Here is a 17,473-nt window from a genome sequence, read left to right on the forward strand (position 1 = left end):
GGTTGCCACCATGCTGCTTGCCCTTTCCGCTATTGTCGTCGCCTTGCTGGCTCTGTTGCTCCACCGCGCCCGCGTGCCGATACGCCATCGCTGGCGTCGTCGACAGGCGAGGGCCATGGCGCTTCAACTGAGCGGCCGAGGCCGTCTGCAGCCACCCCAGCTTCTCTATGCGCGCCTGCGTGCCATGGATCCCCTGGCATTCGAGGAGCTGCTGCTCGAATGTTTCGAGCGGCGCGGGCATGGGGTTGTTAGAAACCGCCGCTACACGGGCGATGGCGGGATTGATGGTCAGGTCATGATCGAGGGCGAGATCTGGCTGATCCAGGCCAAACGCTATGCTGACGCTATCCGTCCGGAGCATGTCGCAGCCTTCGAAGCACTGTGCCGTGCGAAAGGCCGGCGGGGCCTGTTTATCCATACCGGCCGGACAGGTCCGCAAAGCCGCGTCTTGGTCACGGGGAACGCCCGTGTCGCAATCGTTTCCGGTCGCTCGCTGCTGTCTCTCCTGACCGGTGGTCCACTGCCTGATCTGGCGGTCCCGCAGAGGTTGCGCCGACCAATATCGCAGAGTGGGAGGCGCATATAATGCGGGGCATAGCCAAACGCTTGTGGCCGGCCATAGTTGTAGGAATTCTTGTACCGCAACTCGCCTGGGCGAAAACGAGCGACGCGCAGGACGAGCGTGTCATTGCAGCATGTATCCACCGTGCATCACTCGGGCGGCCCTGGCTGGAAAAGACCCTCTGGGGACTGCGCGACCAGGAGGCGGGCTGGATCGGCGCAGAGGTCGCAAACACCAATGGGAGCCACGATCTCGGGCCGATGCAGGTAAACAGTTGGTGGGTTCCAAGAATCGCAGCTCAGGTCGGGAAGCCCACAGCCCATGTGCGGCATTGGCTGCAATTTGATGCCTGCTTCAACGCGGAGGCGGCTAGCTGGGTGTTCCTGTCGGCTTTGCGGGCCACAGATGATTATTGGAAAGCGGTGGGCCTGTATCATAGTCCTATAATGTGGAGACAACGACGATACACTGCTTCTGTAGCTGCGCACATGCGCAAAAGATTTCCAGAACCCCCCCACAAGTTGTCCGGAGCAGGGTCAAAAGTTGTCTCCAAAACTAGATAACCTACGAGTTTCCGAGCATTTTTGGGGGACAACTTTCAATCGCACACGGATGCACAAAGGTTCGGCCCAGGCGGCCTGTGGCGCGGCGGCGGCTATCCAGTTCGTTCTTCGACCTTACCCGCGAGCAGACATCCGAATAGATTCCTTGTGATCTTGTTATGATCTATGTATGTATTTCATATGTTCTAAACGGCGAAAGCCGACAGAATGGGATTTGCATGGCCTCCTGGCATTGAGATCTCACCGGTTCCAGTTCGAACCATCCATCGATCATCCGCCATCTCGAACGGCTACAATCGAACCAATCTCCATCCTGGTGGCAGACCCGGTTTCATCGCCGGGGAATCCACGGCGGAACTCCTCTTTCTCATGCTCGCCGAACTGGACCCCAATGTCACCGCCGTGGCGGCGCAACCAGTTACCATGTGGATCGATCTCGACGGGGATCTCTTCAAGGCGACGCCGGATTTCGCCGTCCTGGTAAACGGCAAGGGCGAGATCCACGAGGGCAAGGCCGACCGAGCCTATGCAAAAACCAAGGTCCGAAGGCGGCTGGCTGCGACAGCGCGCCATGTCGAAGGATCCGGCTGGAAATACAATGTCGCGATCACGGGCGATATCCTCAATGATCCTCGTTTCGAGCGGGTGCAGGACGTCTGGCGCCGGTTCCGCCCGAATTTCGACAGGCTCCACGAGATCGCGGTTATCGATGCAGTTGGCACCGCAGAAGTATCCATCGCCGACACGCTGCATCGTCTGAGAAGCAGTATGGGCGCGGACGCTCCCACGTTCGAACAGATACTGTCGTTGGCGGCCAACAAGCGCGTCTTCATCGACTATGAGGCTCCAATCGGCCCGGCCTCGATCAATCGATATCCAGACCCAGCGGCATTGCCGCGCAGCCTTCTGCCGAGACGCCATCCTGCTAGTGACCTCCAGCCCGGAGAGGCGATATGAGCTACAGCAATATCCTCCCCGGCGCCCGCATCGAATATCTCGGCAGATCCTGCCGGTACGAACGTCGTCAGGATCACATCACGGAGTGGCGCGCGAGCAATTTCGAACATTTCGCGTTCACCGACGCGGAACTCCAGAAGGAGATACGGCTCGGAAATGTTCGCTTGTGGAACGGGGGTGTGCGCGAGCCACGCTCGGCTCCCAAAAGCTCGAAAATCCACGGGCAGCGTGGTCCCACATCTGCCGACCGCGCCGAAGCGGAGAGAAAGCTCGTCTTCGTCGTCGCGGTGCATGACAATGATTTGCTGCGCTTGGGTGCGACGCCTGACGACTGGCAGGCGGTCATCGACAATATTTGGACAAGCCAGCAACATCTGTGGACCAGGCTTCGAGGCAGGCGCGTCGGCGAGCCTTGTTCCAAGCCGTCCCTGAGATCGGTGCGCCGCTGGGTGGCTGAAGCGGGGCCTCGTCCGACAATCAATAATCTGATCCCGCGCCACCGTCACAAGGGAAATTATGACGATCGCCTTCCGACAGACCTGCGCAATCTGATCGGGGAAATGATCGACGAATTCTACCTTGCGCGGCCGGCCATCACCCTTGAAGACCTGAAGGTCCGCATTCACGGGCGGGTTGAGGAAGAGAATCCAAAACGCCGCGCGGAAGGTCTTCCTCCATTGCCTTTTCCCGGCCTCAGCGCGCTTCAGTCGTCGATCGACGTGCTGCCGCAGGACCAGGTTCTGCGTGCCCGTCATGGCGACATGGCGGCCTTCCTGAAATATGGATCCGCCATTGCCCAGCCCGATCCCAAGGCCCCGCTGGATCGCGTCGAGCTGGATTCAACGCCTGCGGACCTCTTCGTGATCGACGCGGAGACCGGCCTGCCGATCGGACGGCCGGAGATCATTGTGTGTATCGACCGATGCACGCGCATGGTGCTGGGTTGGTTCGTGACCTTCGAGAAGCCGAGCGTTCATGCGCTCATGCAATGTTTGCGCAACGCGATGCTGTCGAAAGACTACATCGCCGAGATGAACGCTCTCCATGGATGGAACATCCGTCACGAGGCGGAAACCTTCGGCATCCCGCGAACCCTCGTGCTGGACCGTGCTCGTGAAAACATATCCGTGCAGGTCGCCCATTTCGCGGTCCGGGCGGGCGTCAATCGCGTCGTTCTTCTCGGCGGAAAGAAGCCATGGCTGAAGGGAGCGGTCGAACGCGTCATCAAGACCATGTCGGAGGCGCTGCTCCATCCCGCCAGAGGCACGACCTTTCACAATGTTCTCGAGCGTATGGGCTATAAGCCTGACAAGGACGCGGTCTGTACAATCGAGGATCTCGACGAAGGCCTGCACAAATATTTTGTCGATATCTATCCGCGGGAGCCGCGGCGCAGCCTATCCAATCGCCGCGCCATCGACGTGTGGCGTGAGCTGACACGTCGATACCCTGTCGAAAGCGTGGGCTCCATCGAGGATGTCGCTCACCTCTATGGACGCACCGAGTTCGCCAAGCCCACACGGGCAGGCATTTCGTTCGCGAACATGCAGTATGCCTCCCGCGAACTGGTTGGCCTGCTGTCCAATTCCACGTTCACAAAGGCCATGCCCGACGGCAAGGTGGAATTCCATCTAAACCCGGCGGATCTCGGCCGGATTCATGTGCGCCTTCCCCATGTCGAGAAGATCATAACCGTTCCGGTCGCGCCAAGGTGGACGAAATATGCGACCGGTCTCTCGCTGTGGCATCATCGCAAGATTCGGGAATATGCGGCTGCGCAGGCGCGCGATGCTAACGACGCCGACCAACTCCTCCTCTGCAAGCTCGATCTGATCGAGGTCATGCGCGGCAAGGCGAGGGGCAGGCGCCGGGGCCTCGGCTATGCCAAGAAAATCGCCCGTATGGAGGGTATCAATCGAATGGCCCGCGCAGGAACGGATGCCTCCTCGACCGTCGCCGGCTGCGACGCGCATGACCGCCGATATCGTCGCAATGACATGAGCCCAGGGGCCGCAAATGATGGAGAATGCTCCACGGCCCCGAACATCGAGAAAGCAGACGCACCCGATGAGCCTGAATTCGCAGATGCTCTCGCCGATCCGGACGCGCTCTCATCCGCTGATACGACCCTTCCGGCGCGCAGGGCGAAGCGGGGTTACAGACCATGAGCTTTGCGCATGCGGAAACGCCGCCGCCATCTGGTGATATGCCCACGGCGAAAATGCTTGCGGCATCTGGAACGCAGGTGGTCGGAGACCAGGGTGAAATCCCCTGGTCTGGCGTGGAGACCGACATTCGTCTGGTCCAGCTCGGTCGGTTGTTTGTCTCCCGCGCGATCGAAGCCCGCATCCACAAGGTGTTGGACGCAACCCGCCGCGCCCGCACCATATATCCGGAACCTCGTAATGTCGTCGTTCACGGTGAAACAGGTGTCGGCAAGACCGACATCATGAAACGCTATCTCGCGGCAAATCCGGAATACAGGCGTGAGAACGGCTGCATCAGGCGCCCGGTGCTTTATGTCGATGTTCGTCATTCTTCCACTCCGAAGTCCGTTGCCAGATCGATGCTCCGCAGCCTTGGGGTGGAGGAGGGCTATTGCTTCGGTGCGACAGCTGAACTCACCCAGCGCCTTAAAGTCCAACTGGTCGGGCAGAATGTCGAGCTCGTGATCATGGACGAATTTCACAACACCGTGACGGACAATGGTGCCGTCAAAGCCAACCGCATTGCTGCCTGGGTGAAGGATCTTTCGAAGGCGAAAATCAGGACCGGTCTGCTGCCCGATGGTCAGCCGGAAGAGAATATCCCCTTTGCTATGGTTGGCACTGAGCGGGTCCTTCGGATCGTCGAACCGACCGAGAATCCGGAACTTGCCAGCATTACGCCCTATGATCTGGCGGTCGACAGGTATCGCTATCGCACCAAGGCCGAGATTGCCGAGTTTCGGGATTTCCTCGATGACCTGGATCAGGAGCTGCCATTCGACGAATTCAGCGACCTTGGAAGGGCTGCACTCGCCGACAAACTGCATATCGCAACCTTCGGACTCCTTCGCCAGGTAGCCGTCCTGATCACTGGGGCAGCCGAACTGGCCATTCTCGATGGCAGCGACCGGATCCGGGAACCCCATCTTCATGACGCCATGGAAGATCGCCACGGCCTACTCCAGGCGAACCTCATCAGTGCTGAATCTCAAGGCTCCGAGCGTCGCGCAGTCTTCAATCCCTTCGAAAAGCCGATCTTGGGTACGACCAGTCGCCGAGTCCGTAAATCCGGGCACCGGGAAGCGGCATGACACCGTTCCCGATGGTCGTGCGGCCGCTCGATGGCGAAAGCGCAATCAGCCTGATCTCGCGCCTCTCGGCGGTGAATGGCTTTGTCCTTTCCAAGCTGTTCAAAGCTATTGGGGAACATAGCGGGCCCGATTACTGGGCCGAAGAGGCATGGCGCAGGCTGGCCGAGATGATCGGCCTTGATCTGAGTCACCTCGATATCGTCAGGAAGCGAAATGCCGGGATTGCAACCTGTCACAATGCCGTCATGCTCTTCGGCCACCCCTTTAAGCCACATTTGTTGATTTCCACTGAGAAGTGACCCGGGTTTTCCATCGAGAAGTGACCCGTCTGCGGATTATGTTTCGGGTGTCATGGGTGGGTCAACCCGTGGTTTTCTCCTTTGGGTTCTGGCCTGCTTGGCAGAGCTGTTTTTGAAGCGGAAGCTATCGTTGCCGGTCTCCAGGATGTGGCAGTGATGGGTAAGCCGATCGAGAAGCGCCGTGGTCATTTTGGCGTCGCCGAACACGGTGGCCCATTCGCTGAAGCTCAGGTTTGTGGTGATGATGACGCTGGTGCGCTCGTAGAGTTTGCTCAGTAGATGGAAGAGCAGCGCGCCACCTGAAGCACTGAACGGCAGATATCCAAGCTCATCCAGGATAACGAGATCGGAGTGCAGGAGGCGATTGGCGATCTGACCGGCCTTGCCCTGTGCTTTTTCCTGCTCGAGCGCATTGACCAGTTCGACCGTCGAGAAGAAGCGGACGCGCTTTCGATGATGTTCGATGGCCTGGATGCCCAGCGCCGTTGCCACATGGCTCTTGCCGGTGCCAGGACCGCCGACCAGCACGATATTGTCGGCGATGTCGATGAAGTCGCAGCGATGCAACTGACGCACTAGAGCTTCATTGACCTCGCTACTGGTAAAGTCGAAGCCGGCCAGATCGCGATAGACAGGGAAGCGCGCGATCTTGAGCTGATAGGCCACAGACCGAACCTCCCGTTCTGCTGTCTCGGCTTTGAGCAACTGGGAGAGGATCGGGATGGCGGCTTCGAAGGCTGGAGATCCCTGTTCCATGAGATCGGTGACGGCCTGCGCCATGCCATGCATCTTGAGGCTGCGGAGCATGACGACGATGGCGCCGCTGGCAGGGTCATGACGCATGACGCTTCTCCTTGCGCAGATCATCATAGCGTTCGACATTGGCCATCGGCTCGCTGACCAGTTTGAGCGCCTGGGGCGCCGTCACCGGCGGCGTGGAGATCGGTTTTCCGTCGACCAGCCTATAGAGCAGATTGAGGATATGGGTCTTGGTCGGAACGCCAGCCTCCAGCGCCATGGTGACCGCCGTCAGCACCAGTTGCTCATCATGATGAAGAACCAGCGCCAGTATTTCGACCATTTCCCTGTCGCCGCCGGGATTGCGCAACAGATGTCGCTGCAGACGCTGGAACGCATCGGGTAGCTCAAGGAAGGGCGCTCCGTTGCGCAGGGCGCCGGGTTTGCGCTGCACGACCGCCAGATAATGGCGCCAGTCATAAACCGTATGACCTGGACCGTCGTGAGAGCGGTTGATGATGCGCTGATGTGCGCAGATTGGCTGCCCCTCGGCGACGACCTGGAAGCGATCAGGATAGACGCGCAGGCTGACAGTGCGATTGGCGAAAGAGGCCGGTACGCTGTAGCGATTGCGCTCAAAGTGGATGAGGCAGGTCGGCGATACCCGTTTGCGATATTCCACAAAACCATCGAAGGGCCTGCCCGCAACCATCAGACACTCAGATTCATCGGCCCAGGCATTGGCAACCGACCCGGGTTCGATCCCGTGAGAGATGTCCTCCCATAACGCCTTGCAGCGCTCCTCCAGCCACAGGTTCAGCGCATCAAGGCTCTCGGCCTGCGGCGTGGGTTGCCACAGACGGTGCCGCGCATCCTGGACATTCTTCTCGACCTGCCCCTTTTCCCATCCCGCAGCCGGGTTACAGAACTCGGCTTCGAACAGATAGTGGCTGACCATCGTCAGAAAGCGTGCGTTGACGGTGCGTTCCTTGCCACGCCCGACCTTGTCGACGGCCGTGCGCATATTGTCATAGATACCCCGGCGCGGCACGCCGCCCAGCACGCGGAAGGCGTGATTATGGGCGTCGAACAGCATCTCATGGGTTTGCAGAAGGTAGGCGCGCACGATGAATGCCCGGCTGTAACTGAGCTTGAAGTGCGCGACCTGCAGCTTGGTCCGAACCCCGGCAATGATTGCCCAGTCCTCACTCCAATCAAACTGGAAAGCTTCCCCCGGCGCGAACGACAGGGGCACGAATGTCCCACGCCCGCCAATCTGTTGCTGGCGCCGATAATCTTCGCGCCAGTCCCGAGCAAAAGCGGCAACCCGGTTGTAGGATCCTTCATAACCCAGGCTCACCAGATCGGCGTGAAACTGCTTGATCGTGCGCTTCTGCTTGCGCGATCGGCCCATCTCGCGCCGCAGCCAGGCCGCCAGATGCTCAGCAAATGGATCCAGTTTGCTTGGTCGATCAGGCACCTTGAATCGCGGATCGATCGTCTCGGACCGCAAATATTTGCGGATCGTGTTGCGTGATAGTCCGGTGCGCCGCGCTATCTCCCGGATCGGTAGATGATCGCGAAAATGCCAGCGCCGGATAACGCTCAATAACGCCATGTCCAACACTCCATATACCCTCGCTTGCCAAAGCCAGGGACGAGTTCAACATGGGTCAATTCTTAGTGGAAATTTACGCCCTACCCGGGTCACTTCTCAGTGGAAATCAACAGCAGGTGGTCGCGCATATGGATGTCGATGTCCTCAATGCCCAGCGATCCGAAGCCCAGGCGCAGCTTGCCTAGGCGCTCAACGCCATCCAATTCGCGCAGAGTCATGAGTCAGGCCTTCACCGGCGGCGGCTATATCCAGCAGATCGTCCAAGGCGAGGTATCGGAGTTCATGAAGGGAACGCGGGCCGTGGCTGCCCCACCCGTCGATCTCGCGTTGCGCCTGCGTTTTAACCCGACGCTCGCGCAGAGCTGGTTCGGGTCGGTGATGGAGATCATCAACAATGTGACGATGCTCTCGATCGTGCTGACCGGCGCCGCGCTCATCCGGGAGCGTGAACATGGCACGATTGAGCATCTGCTGGTGATGCCGGTCACGCCTCGAGATAAAGGCGAGCAAGGTCTGGTCGATGGGACTCGTCGTGCTGCTCGCCTGCGCCTTCGCGCTAGTCGTGATGATCCACGCTAGCAGTGCGTAGTTGGTCTGGTTGTATTCGAAACGCGTACCGGGCGCAGATTCAATTGGCAAAGCCTTGACCGCAGTCCAAGCGCCTTCCTCGGTGCCATCGCCAATTAGTCCGGTGCGTCCTATGATGTCAGGCAGGCCCGAGGTGTGGGCGAGAAGCTGACGGACACGTATGTTTTGCCATGTGGCGGGTATCTTCGAGATAGCGCGAAATTGGCGCATCAAGGTCTAGCTTTCCCGCTTCGACCAACTGCATCGCCGCGACGCCCGTGAAGGATTTCGTTGCCGAATTGATCGGAAACACCGTATCCGCTGTAACTGCCACCCGATGCTCAAGGTTCGCAATTCCAAAAGCTTCCAAGAGTATTATGTGCCCGTGCTGTACTACCGCAATTTGAGCTCCTGGAATATGCTTCGTAGCCATTTGCTCGCGCATGAACGCCCGCGCCTCGGCATTCGCGGTGAGGAGGGCGCGCTGAACTGGGACTGCCGACTGAGGCAACCGCGAAGGGCGAACCGCAACAGTCAAAGAAGCAAGCTTATGGGGCGATTTCGCGGGTCCGGGAGATGGTGCAGCCGCGACAAGCGGCAAGGCCAATATCGCTCCAATCGATTTCCGAAACCGCATATTCATTACTCCGACTACAGATGTAGTCGTATGTCTTGAACGGCAACGATGCAAGCTGTATTTGACGGTCTATAGCGCGCCGCCTGCTCGCCATGGCACGCCTGCGAGCCATCAAGTTCCTTGTCCGCTGCGGTTTCGAGCGGGCGTTCATAATCGAACCTAGATGAGGCGCCAGCTACGATTGCCCGAAGACGCTGGTGCGCCTATGACCGTCTGGCATACCGATGTTGTCCAGCAGTGTGTATTGGAATAGATCGACATTCGCACCTTGCCACTGACCGGCGAATTTTAGTCGAAATACACCGGACAACGGTCCGTCCGCATCTGGGAACGAATAATCGGCGGATGAAGGACCGCAATGGGTCGACATCGGTAGGGGGCTGTCGCCCCACCGGACCAATTCGCAGAATCGGTCACTATTCGCAAAATGGTCGGCGACACGCCGCGACAGGGGTAGTTTGTCAAAAGCGTCTTCCAAGCTATTCAGCAGGCACCAGATAGCTGGTCACGGCGTCCAGTTCAGTTCCTGGGCGCATTCGTTCAAGGCCGTCTAGAGCGGTGCCAGAGAGGCGACGAGAGCATCACCTTCCAACGATAGAGATATATGGCGCCTCCCTTAGTTGAGACGGCTATCTGCCAAGATTACTCGATCAGGCTTAGGAGAGCCTTGGTTTTCATGCCGCCTTTTGCGTGACCGATCGGCCGTCCAGAATCCCCCTTCTTACCCGCAGGCTAGATGCCGTTCGGTGCGCTTTTGAGATAGGTCGCATCGATCATTATTGTCTTGCGTTCGACGCCTGTCTGTAGGCAGCCCATCCATCATCGCGACGAACATACCCTTCTCGCCGCAGCGTTTCCACCTGTTGTAAAGCGTCTTGGACGGGCCGTACTCCTTGGGCGCATCCCGCCACCTCAGCCCGTTACGATTGACGATGATGATGCCGCCGAGCACTTAACGATCATCAACACGCGGTCGTCCATGGCTCTCGGGGAAATAGGGTTCAAGCAGAGCCAATGCTCGTCCGCGAGTCAATAAAGATCGCTCATCTTCAATCTCCTGGCGGAGGCTGAATCAGATTACGTCAATCATATCAATGGGTAATGATCTAGTTCAGTTTTGGAGGCGCCAGATTTGATCGCCGTTTGCTGCAGCTATAATTTCTCCAATTTTGCCGACAGGTTCAACCTGCCCATCGATCAGAAGAGCAATAGTGTCGCCATCTTCTGCTGGAACCTTCGCGAGAGTGCGAGCGCCGTCTGTCGTCCGCGCGACGATCACGCCGTGTTTCACGGTGCCGCACCGCTTGTACAGCACGGTATAGGTTTCTATCGCTGCCAGGCCAGCATAAGTCTCGATCGTCGGCGGCGCATCGCCACGATGAGCGTCAGCCTCCGCCTGATAGTTGAAGTTCCGAGGAAACTGGGCCGCCGTGATGGGCTTGCTTCCCAATATTATGGTATGATTATGGGTAGCAAAACCGCCATTGGCAAATAATAGGCCCAGACGCCCGCCCTCTCGCAATCGTTGCACCATGCTGACGACGGCGTGGCTCATATAATTGCCGATAGGACCGCCGCCGAAGGTCAGGCCGCCGAACACTGTCGCGGGCTTTTCGATCGGCCAGTCCAACGTCCGGCGCGCCATTTTGGGCACGCAGGGAAAGCAGCTATAGAGTTCCACCAGATCGATGTCGGCGACGGTGACGTCATTGAGGTCCAGCGTGCGCAGGATCGACACGTCCATGCTGGGCGATCGGTCATAGCGATCACGGCCAAGTGGATCGTCGCATTCATGCGCGGCAGCGCCATTGCCGACATAAATGATCTGATCCTCGGCCACGTCGCGTCGACGCGCTTCGCCAAGGCTGGTGACGATGAAGCCAGCGCCCTGATTTACCGAGGAATTAGCTACCATCAGCTTGGTATAGGGAAAGGCGATCGGCCGATTGTCCACCGTCGGCGTTTCAATCGTGTCGATCGATGCGGGCCTGTGTATCCAGGCCCCTTCATTGGCGTCGGCGACCTCTGAAAAGCGGGACCATATCTCAGCGGACTCCCGCTGCCCTTGGGCAAGACTTTGTCCATAGGCAGCGCGACCGGCATTTTCGTAGAGCGGATAGACGTCGACTGGCGCGGTCAGACCGTAACGCTGGCGGAAATTAGCCACCTTGCGGGTGGATGCCGCACGGGAGGCATTTTGCGCGGAAACGGCCGTGCCCTGTTCCTGCACGGCACGCTGGGCGGCAGTCCGTAACGCTTCGCCGCCGACGATGGCGGCGATCCTGATCTCGCCTGCACCGATCCTGTTTGCCGCTTCGTTCAACAGCAATATGGGACTGTCGCCGCTTGCCATCGGGGTCTGTTCTATATGCCTTGGTGAGGCGCCAAGCGCTGCGGCCAGCGACGGGGCGATCGGATTGAGTTTGCGGAAGGAAATCTGATCCACCACCGCCAATGAATCGAGATCCGTCAACCATCCGCCGCCCGCATCTGCATCCGCAGCGCGTAGCGCTGCTGCCATCAGGCCGAAGGAATCCAGCCCCGCCTGCGGATCGACGGGGCGATCGTTGATCTGGCCGACGCCGACAATGACCGGGATCAACTCTGGATCAAGAGCCATGTTTGACATATCAGCGCCCCTTCCAACTTGGCATACGTTTCTCGGCAAAGGCGCGGGGCCCTTCGCGCGCATCTTCGGAGCGCATCACCAGAGCGCTTTCGCGTCGGTTGGCCGCCCAATGGGCGTCGTCGCTGGCAATTGCGCCATCCTCGATCCCCAGGGCTATCCGCTTGCTGGCCTGAACCGAAAGCGGAGCATTCGCTGCTATTCGCTCTGCCAGCGCGATCGCTGCATCGATCAGGTCCACTCGCGGCACCACGGCGTTCACCAGACCGAGCGCCATTGCGCGCGAGGCATCGATGGGGTCGCCGGTCAACAGCATTTCCATCGCGATCTTGTGTGGCAATTGTCGAACCAGGCGGAACGCGCCGCCTGCACCGGCCAATATCCCGCGCTTCACTTCGGGTAGGCCGAAGTTGGCGCTGTCTGCCGCCACGACCAGGTCGCAAGCCAGCGCGATTTCGGTGCCGCCACCCAAAGCAGTGCCGTTGACCGCTGCGATCATCGGCTTGGAAATGGGGTGGCTCACAATGCCGGCAAAGCCCCAGCCCAGTTGTTCCGGGTCTTCCGGCGCAATCCGCTCTCCGCGCGACAGGGCTTTCAGATCCGCGCCCGCGCAAAAACTCTGGTCCCCCGCGCCGGTAATGACGACCACGCGAACATCCACATCGCGCTCAGCCTCCGCCAAGGCGCTGCCGACGCCGATCCAAAGGGCATGGTTGACGGCGTTGCGCGCCTCTGGCCGATTGAGCGTGATCAGCATGACATGGCCGCGTCGTTCGACGATGACGGCGTCTTCGGGCAAGATCTGGCTCATATCGTCTTCTCCTGTGGCAGTACGAACTGCTCCAATATTCCCGCTTTCAAAAGGTCGCTGATATCTGCGTCGGGAAGTCCCAGCTTTTTGCGCACCACTTCTATGGTGTGCTCGCCCAAAAGAGGTGCAGGCCGGTCGGGCGGCTTGGGCAGGCGATCCGCCACGACGGGCGCGTCCTCCACTGTGAACGGTTCGTCCAGATGAGGGTGGACGGCGGTGCGAAAGAAGCGGCGTTCGCCATAATAGTCGAATGTCGGCAACTCCGACACACGCAACATGGCGCCGGCAGGAATGGCGGCGGCCTGTAACCTGTCCATCGCATCATGCGGCGTCCGCGTCGCCAGCCAGTCCGCCAGAGGCAATCCGCCCGTGACCTGCGCGACGGTCGCCTCATCCGCCGCATTGCGGATCGTTACCACGCACCATTCATCGTCCCCTGCACAGGGATAGATCATCGATGTCGACGCGTCCTCGTCTATCGTGAAACCGGCACGCTGGATTGCTTCGGCGGCGATTTTCGAGGCCATGTGGCTCAGCATCACCTCTGCCTGGCTGACGCTCACCTGACCGCCTCGTCCGGTGCGCAGACGCCGGATCAGAAGGGCGATTACGCCGATCACACCGATCCGCCCTGCGACATGATCGGGATAGACGGTGATGGCGTCGGAAAAGCTGTCCGCTTCCCCCGGATAGCGCCATTGCATCGTCAATCCTGCCGATGCCCGCACGAGAGGACCATAGCCCATGCGGCGCGACCAAGGACCGCTAGGCCCGAATGCGGAACTATCCGCCACGATGATGCCCGGATTAATGGCCTGGAGCGATTGATAATCCAGGCCGAGCGATTCAAGCGTACCGCCCTTGAAATTGGACAATATGACGTCGCTTTGGCGGATCAGGTCGAGTAACAACGCCTTGCCACGCGGGTCTTTCATGTCGAGGCCAAGGCTGCGCTTGTTGCGATGTCCCGTGGCGAAGGTGGGCGCGATCAGGCCGGGAACGCGGCTTTGGCGGCTACCGTCGGGAAAGGCGGAGCTTTCGACCTTGATAACGTCGGCACCCTGGTCTGCGAGCAATCGTCCCCCCTCTGCCCCCACGACGATCACGCCGAAATCCAGTACCCGCAGACCGCTAAAGGGACGGTCGCCAGCGCATTTGTCGGGCGACAGGGGCGTGCGCGGATGCCATTGAATGTCGGGTTGCGGCAGCGCAGGCGCAGGCCCGGCGACACCCATCCGCACCCCGTCGATTTCAATGACGCCATCGGGCACGGGCGCTACGATTCCAGGCGCGATATCTATGGGCACGAAGGCGCGCCGCGCCATGATCTGATCAGTCACCAGCGCTTCGTCCAGGTCCAGCACGGCAGCGGCGGGTACGCCGAAGCGCTCGGCTTCCTGTTCCACTTCGTGACGGCTTTTCCCCGCGAAGAAACGCGCAATGGCGGGCAGCAAGCTTTTCGAAGCAAAGCGGTTTTGCAGTTTGTCGAAAGCGGGGTCGGCAAATTCTTCCGGCTGTCCCATCCATTCGAACATGCCCCGCCATTGGCGCGGGGCCAGCACACAGATGCGCACAAAGCCATCCGCGCAAGGCAGGATCGGATACATGAAGCGCGCTTCGGGGCGGCCACGCGGCAATTTGCTGGCGGGCACGCCCGCCGTTGCGCTACCCGCGATGCCATAGCCTGGATCGAGCGCCTGGGTAACGCCATCCAGCACCGAAAAATCCAGATGATCGCCACGCCCGGTCACCAGCGCCTGCCAATAGGCGACCAGGCTGGCATAGGCGGCCTGCACCGCAGCACAAGCGATCGCCAGATCGCCGGGGGGCAGCAGGGGCGGGCGACCCGGAATGCCCGATCGCGATAATTCCCCGGAAAGCGCATGGAAGACGGGACCAGAGCCGATCCATTCGCGGAAATGGGGCGTGTCGCCAAAATCGGACACGGACACTATGACCAGCGCGGGATGACCCGCCATCAGCGCCTCGACGTCGATCTCACCACGCGGCGCGATCACGATGTCGGCGTCCGCCACCAACGCATCGAAGCGATCGGGCGTGGCGGACCGCTTGCCAAGATTTGTCGTGACGAAATCTATGCTTGTGCCATTCACGCACATGCCGAGTCGACGATCATCCGCGCCCGCCACAGGCTCGATCCGCACCACATCCGCGCCAAGCTCGACATAGGTGCGGGCGATCGCCCCCATCGGCCCGGATACAACGTCGATTATGCGGACCCCCGTCAATGGCCTGTTGCCCGCCATCGATCCGCCCGAGGCCATGTCAGCTGCCGTCATATCATCCTGCTCCCCGCAGATTACTTTTTCTGGACGAATATCGATCGTGCGTTGGACAGTTCGTGAAAGCCGTAAATACCCTTGTATCGGCCCATGCCACTGCCATTTACGCCGCCAAAGGGCAGCTTATGTTCGGCATAATGCATCAGCACATGATTGACCGTCACGCCGCCGGATGACGTTCGATCGAGTATGTCATCCACAAAAGCTTCGTTATGACTGAACAGATAGATGGCCAGAGGCTTGCCCGTCCGGTCCACCTGATTGACGATTTCGTCCACATCGTCATAGGCTATGACCGGCAGGATAGGCCCGAAAATCTCGTTCTGCATCAGGCCGCCATCAAGCGGCGGATCGATGATGATCGTCGGCTCGATGGTAAGGTCGTCCATTTGGGAAGCGCCGCCCTTGGCGACCGTGGCGCCATGTGTGACGGCTTCATCGACATGGCCCTGCACCCGCGCGAAATTGCGCTCGTCGACGATACGGGCCAGGCGGTCCTTCTGGAGCGTGCCGTCCACATAGAACATCTTGTCGATAACGGCGCCGAGCATGGCGACCAGTTCATCGCGTCGCGCCCTGGGCACCCAGACATGGTCGACCGACAGACAAAGCTGCCCGGCATTGTTGAACCGGGCGGCGACGATCTTGCCAGCGGCGTCGATCAGCGGATAATCGGCGTCAAGGATCGCGGGACATTTCCCACCCAGTTCCAGCGTCACGCTGGTCAGATGCTTGGCCGCTGCCGCCATCACCCGTTTGCCGATGGCGGGGCTGCCGGTGAAGAAGACATGGTCGAACGGCAAATTCTGGAGCGCTTCGGCCAGCGGTACGCCCCCTTCGAAACAGGCCACTTCATTTTCGGGAAACACGTCAGCGATGATCTGCGCGGTGAGCGCGGACGTATGGGGCTGCATTTCGTTGGGCTTCACGATGCAGGCGTTGCCCGCCGCGATAATCGGCACGAGCGGCGCGAAAACCAGCGAGAAGGGAAAATTCCATGGTCCTAGCAGCAAAACGACGCCGCGCGGCTCATATTGGATAAAGGTGTCGTTGCCCGCGAAATGTGGCGATGGCTCGATCCGCAGGGGTGCCATCCAGGCGGCCAGTTCGGCGCAGGCCATGTCGATTTCCGCCAGCACCGAGCCGATTTCGGCATTGCGTGCGCCTGCAAGAGGCTTGCGCAGGTCGAGGTTAAGCGCCTGGTCGATGGCATCGGTGCGCGCGACGATCGCCGTGCGCAGCGCCGTCAGCCGGGCGATCCGTTCATCGGCCGAACGCCGCTTGAGAGCTACGCGATTAGCGCGCTGCGCCGCAAAGACGCGCTCGATTGCCTGCTGGTCGGAAGCGACGACCGTCATGCTGCTTCTCCATTCATCGGCAGGCGCAGGATCGGCTTGACCGCCGATCCGTCCTTGGCCGCCGCGATCGCTTCGTTGATTTCGGAAAATTCATAGTAGCGGATCAGCTTTTCGACCGGCAGCTTGCCTTCCTTCCAGAAGTCGATGAGTTTGCGCACGAACAGAGCCGGCACACCGTCGCGCCCGGCCATGATCGTTCCCATGACGGTCAGGCCGCGGCTCTGGAGAGCGGTCGGATCGATCGCGACCTTCTGCCCCGGCGCGACGCCGACCAGCACGGCGACCCCGTTAACGCCGAGCGCGTTGACCGCATTTTCCATGACCGACGCGATGCCCGTCGCCTCGACGGCATAATCCACGCCACCATCGGCCTGGAGCAACGCTACGGCATCTTCCTCCAGCGGATTGATCGTGCGCGTCGCGCCCAGTTCCATGGCCAGCGCGAGGCGATCCGCCTTGGTATCGACGACAATGAGCGGTCCGCAACCGGCGATCTTGGCCACCATGAGGGCCGAAAGGCCGACCGCGCCTGCACCAAATACTACGAGGCTCTTGCCTGCCTGCACCTTGAGCGTGTTGAGAACCGCCGCCGCGCCGGTCTGAATGCCGCAGCCGAAGGGGGCCATCACGTCGAGCGGCAGATCCTTGTCGATCTTGATCGCGTTGCGCTCGGTCGCGAGGGCATAGGCCGCGAAGGAGGATTGGCCAAGGAAACCGCCAAAGGCCGGTTTGCCATGCTGATGATGGGTGCAACTGCCGTCCGCCCGCCGTCCGCCGGACATATTGACGGCGCGAAAACGCATACAGAAGGACGGCTGTCCCTGTTGACAGGTTGCGCAGTGTCCGCACGATGTCGTCGTCAGTACGACATGATCGCCCGGCGCAATGCCCGTGACGGCGCTGCCCACATGCTCGACGATGCCTGCCCCTTCATGGCCCAGCACTGCGGGCCAGGGAAGCGGCGCGTGGCTCAATATGCCAAGGTCCGTCCCGCAAATGCCGGTGGCGACGATCCGCACCAGGATTTCGTTCGCCTGCGGCTCGTCCAGGTCGATCGCCTCGATCATCAAAGGTTGGCCGTTGCCATGCGCAACGGCGGCTTGGATTTCCATATCACGCACCCCGAAATATTGGTT

The 17,473-nt window shown here is 60.1% G+C and carries 14 protein-coding genes and 3 pseudogenes; 6 read left to right on the forward strand and 11 right to left on the reverse strand.

Annotation, left to right across the window (positions count from 1 at the left end):
* The first annotated feature begins 10 nt into the window (after positions 1-10).
* The 5 genes from HH800_RS08735 to HH800_RS08755 all read left to right on the forward strand — a co-directional run bounded on the left by HH800_RS08735 (position 11) and on the right by HH800_RS08755 (position 5,679).
* Positions 11-586 carry a restriction endonuclease gene (locus tag HH800_RS08735; protein WP_169860766.1) on the forward strand — a complete coding sequence of 192 codons (576 nt, stop codon included), beginning with the start codon at positions 11-13 and terminating at the stop codon, positions 584-586.
* A gap of 908 nt (positions 587-1,494) precedes the next feature.
* Positions 1,495-2,082: a hypothetical protein gene (locus HH800_RS08740; RefSeq protein WP_169860767.1), complete on the forward strand. Its 588-nt coding sequence runs from the start codon at positions 1,495-1,497 to the stop codon at positions 2,080-2,082.
* Entirely contained in the window at positions 2,079-4,250 is a 2,172-nt protein-coding gene (locus HH800_RS08745) for a hypothetical protein (RefSeq protein ID WP_169860768.1), read from the forward strand. The genes HH800_RS08740 and HH800_RS08745 overlap by 4 nt, the downstream gene beginning before the upstream one ends.
* A complete protein-coding gene (locus HH800_RS08750; protein WP_169860769.1) occupies positions 4,247-5,380 on the forward strand; it encodes an AAA family ATPase in 1,134 nt (377 codons plus the stop codon). The genes HH800_RS08745 and HH800_RS08750 overlap by 4 nt, the downstream gene beginning before the upstream one ends.
* A complete protein-coding gene (locus tag HH800_RS08755; RefSeq protein WP_169860770.1) occupies positions 5,377-5,679 on the forward strand; it encodes a hypothetical protein in 303 nt (100 codons plus the stop codon). Before HH800_RS08750 ends, HH800_RS08755 begins: the two co-directional genes overlap by 4 nt.
* Positions 5,680-5,715: 36 nt before the next feature.
* Here the strand turns inward: HH800_RS08755 and istB are convergent, their stop codons facing one another.
* The 3 genes from istB to HH800_RS29355 form a co-directional block, all read right to left on the reverse strand.
* Positions 5,716-6,522 carry an IS21-like element helper ATPase IstB gene (istB, locus tag HH800_RS08760; protein ID WP_069338825.1) on the reverse strand — a complete coding sequence of 269 codons (807 nt, stop codon included), beginning with the start codon at positions 6,520-6,522 and terminating at the stop codon, positions 5,716-5,718.
* Positions 6,512-8,035, reverse strand: a complete 1,524-nt coding sequence (gene istA / locus HH800_RS08765; protein ID WP_086485527.1) for an IS21 family transposase — start codon at positions 8,033-8,035, stop codon at positions 6,512-6,514. The genes istB and istA overlap by 11 nt, the downstream gene beginning before the upstream one ends.
* Before the next feature lie 89 nt (positions 8,036-8,124).
* Positions 8,125-8,253, reverse strand: coding sequence for a hypothetical protein (locus HH800_RS29355; RefSeq protein WP_268932920.1), 129 nt, complete (start codon positions 8,251-8,253; stop codon positions 8,125-8,127).
* Between HH800_RS29355 and HH800_RS29020 the strand changes: the two are divergent.
* Positions 8,252-8,606 (forward strand): annotated as a pseudogene (locus tag HH800_RS29020) (ABC transporter permease); the annotation flags it as partial. The gene HH800_RS29355 and the pseudogene HH800_RS29020 sit on opposite strands and share 2 nt — an antisense overlap.
* A gap of 41 nt (positions 8,607-8,647) precedes the next feature.
* Here the strand turns inward: HH800_RS29020 and HH800_RS29595 are convergent.
* The 8 genes and pseudogenes from HH800_RS29595 to HH800_RS08800 all read right to left on the reverse strand — a co-directional run.
* A pseudogene (locus tag HH800_RS29595) lies at positions 8,648-8,833 on the reverse strand (serine hydrolase); the annotation flags it as partial.
* Positions 8,742-9,047 carry a serine hydrolase domain-containing protein gene (locus HH800_RS28900; protein WP_206379202.1) on the reverse strand — a complete coding sequence of 102 codons (306 nt, stop codon included), beginning with the start codon at positions 9,045-9,047 and terminating at the stop codon, positions 8,742-8,744. The pseudogene HH800_RS29595 and the gene HH800_RS28900, both read right to left, overlap by 92 nt.
* Positions 9,048-9,905: 858 nt before the next feature.
* A pseudogene (locus tag HH800_RS29025) lies at positions 9,906-10,286 on the reverse strand (transposase); the annotation flags it as partial.
* A 64-nt stretch (positions 10,287-10,350) separates the two neighbouring features.
* On the reverse strand, positions 10,351-11,931 hold the full coding sequence (locus HH800_RS08780) for an acetyl-CoA acetyltransferase (RefSeq protein WP_328805847.1): 1,581 nt from the start codon (positions 11,929-11,931) through the stop codon (positions 10,351-10,353).
* Positions 11,870-12,676, reverse strand: a complete 807-nt coding sequence (locus HH800_RS08785; RefSeq protein WP_169860772.1) for a crotonase/enoyl-CoA hydratase family protein — start codon at positions 12,674-12,676, stop codon at positions 11,870-11,872. The genes HH800_RS08780 and HH800_RS08785 overlap by 62 nt, the downstream gene beginning before the upstream one ends.
* Positions 12,673-14,976, reverse strand: a complete 2,304-nt coding sequence (locus tag HH800_RS08790) for a CaiB/BaiF CoA-transferase family protein (RefSeq protein ID WP_169860773.1) — start codon at positions 14,974-14,976, stop codon at positions 12,673-12,675. The genes HH800_RS08785 and HH800_RS08790 overlap by 4 nt, the downstream gene beginning before the upstream one ends.
* A 20-nt stretch (positions 14,977-14,996) precedes the next feature.
* On the reverse strand, positions 14,997-16,337 hold the full coding sequence (locus HH800_RS08795) for an aldehyde dehydrogenase family protein (protein ID WP_169860774.1): 1,341 nt from the start codon (positions 16,335-16,337) through the stop codon (positions 14,997-14,999).
* Positions 16,334-17,449 carry an NAD(P)-dependent alcohol dehydrogenase gene (locus tag HH800_RS08800; RefSeq protein WP_169860775.1) on the reverse strand — a complete coding sequence of 372 codons (1,116 nt, stop codon included), beginning with the start codon at positions 17,447-17,449 and terminating at the stop codon, positions 16,334-16,336. Before HH800_RS08800 ends, HH800_RS08795 begins: the two co-directional genes overlap by 4 nt.
* Positions 17,450-17,473: the final 24 nt, after the last annotated feature.

It is taken from the genome of Sphingobium yanoikuyae, from assembly GCF_013001025.1.
In the GTDB taxonomy this organism is placed as follows: domain Bacteria; phylum Pseudomonadota; class Alphaproteobacteria; order Sphingomonadales; family Sphingomonadaceae; genus Sphingobium; species Sphingobium yanoikuyae_A.

Bases quoted from the DNA above. Each gene is read 5' to 3' on its own strand.
- HH800_RS08735 (WP_169860766.1), top strand. From the start codon at position 11: ATGCTGCTTGCCCTTTCCGCTATTGTCGTCGCCTTGCTGGCTCTGTTG.
- HH800_RS08740 (WP_169860767.1), top strand. From the start codon at position 1,495: ATGCTCGCCGAACTGGACCCCAATGTCACCGCCGTGGCGGCGCAACCA.
- HH800_RS08745 (WP_169860768.1), top strand. From the start codon at position 2,079: ATGAGCTACAGCAATATCCTCCCCGGCGCCCGCATCGAATATCTCGGC.
- HH800_RS08750 (WP_169860769.1), top strand. From the start codon at position 4,247: ATGAGCTTTGCGCATGCGGAAACGCCGCCGCCATCTGGTGATATGCCC.
- HH800_RS08755 (WP_169860770.1), top strand. From the start codon at position 5,377: ATGACACCGTTCCCGATGGTCGTGCGGCCGCTCGATGGCGAAAGCGCA.
- istB (WP_069338825.1), bottom strand. From the start codon at position 6,522: ATGCGTCATGACCCTGCCAGCGGCGCCATCGTCGTCATGCTCCGCAGC.
- istA (WP_086485527.1), bottom strand. From the start codon at position 8,035: ATGGCGTTATTGAGCGTTATCCGGCGCTGGCATTTTCGCGATCATCTA.
- HH800_RS29355 (WP_268932920.1), bottom strand. From the start codon at position 8,253: ATGACTCTGCGCGAATTGGATGGCGTTGAGCGCCTAGGCAAGCTGCGC.
- HH800_RS28900 (WP_206379202.1), bottom strand. From the start codon at position 9,047: ATGCGCGAGCAAATGGCTACGAAGCATATTCCAGGAGCTCAAATTGCG.
- HH800_RS08780 (WP_328805847.1), bottom strand. From the start codon at position 11,931: ATGCGCGCGAAGGGCCCCGCGCCTTTGCCGAGAAACGTATGCCAAGTT.
- HH800_RS08785 (WP_169860772.1), bottom strand. From the start codon at position 12,676: ATGAGCCAGATCTTGCCCGAAGACGCCGTCATCGTCGAACGACGCGGC.
- HH800_RS08790 (WP_169860773.1), bottom strand. From the start codon at position 14,976: ATGACGGCAGCTGACATGGCCTCGGGCGGATCGATGGCGGGCAACAGG.
- HH800_RS08795 (WP_169860774.1), bottom strand. From the start codon at position 16,337: ATGACGGTCGTCGCTTCCGACCAGCAGGCAATCGAGCGCGTCTTTGCG.
- HH800_RS08800 (WP_169860775.1), bottom strand. From the start codon at position 17,449: ATGGAAATCCAAGCCGCCGTTGCGCATGGCAACGGCCAACCTTTGATG.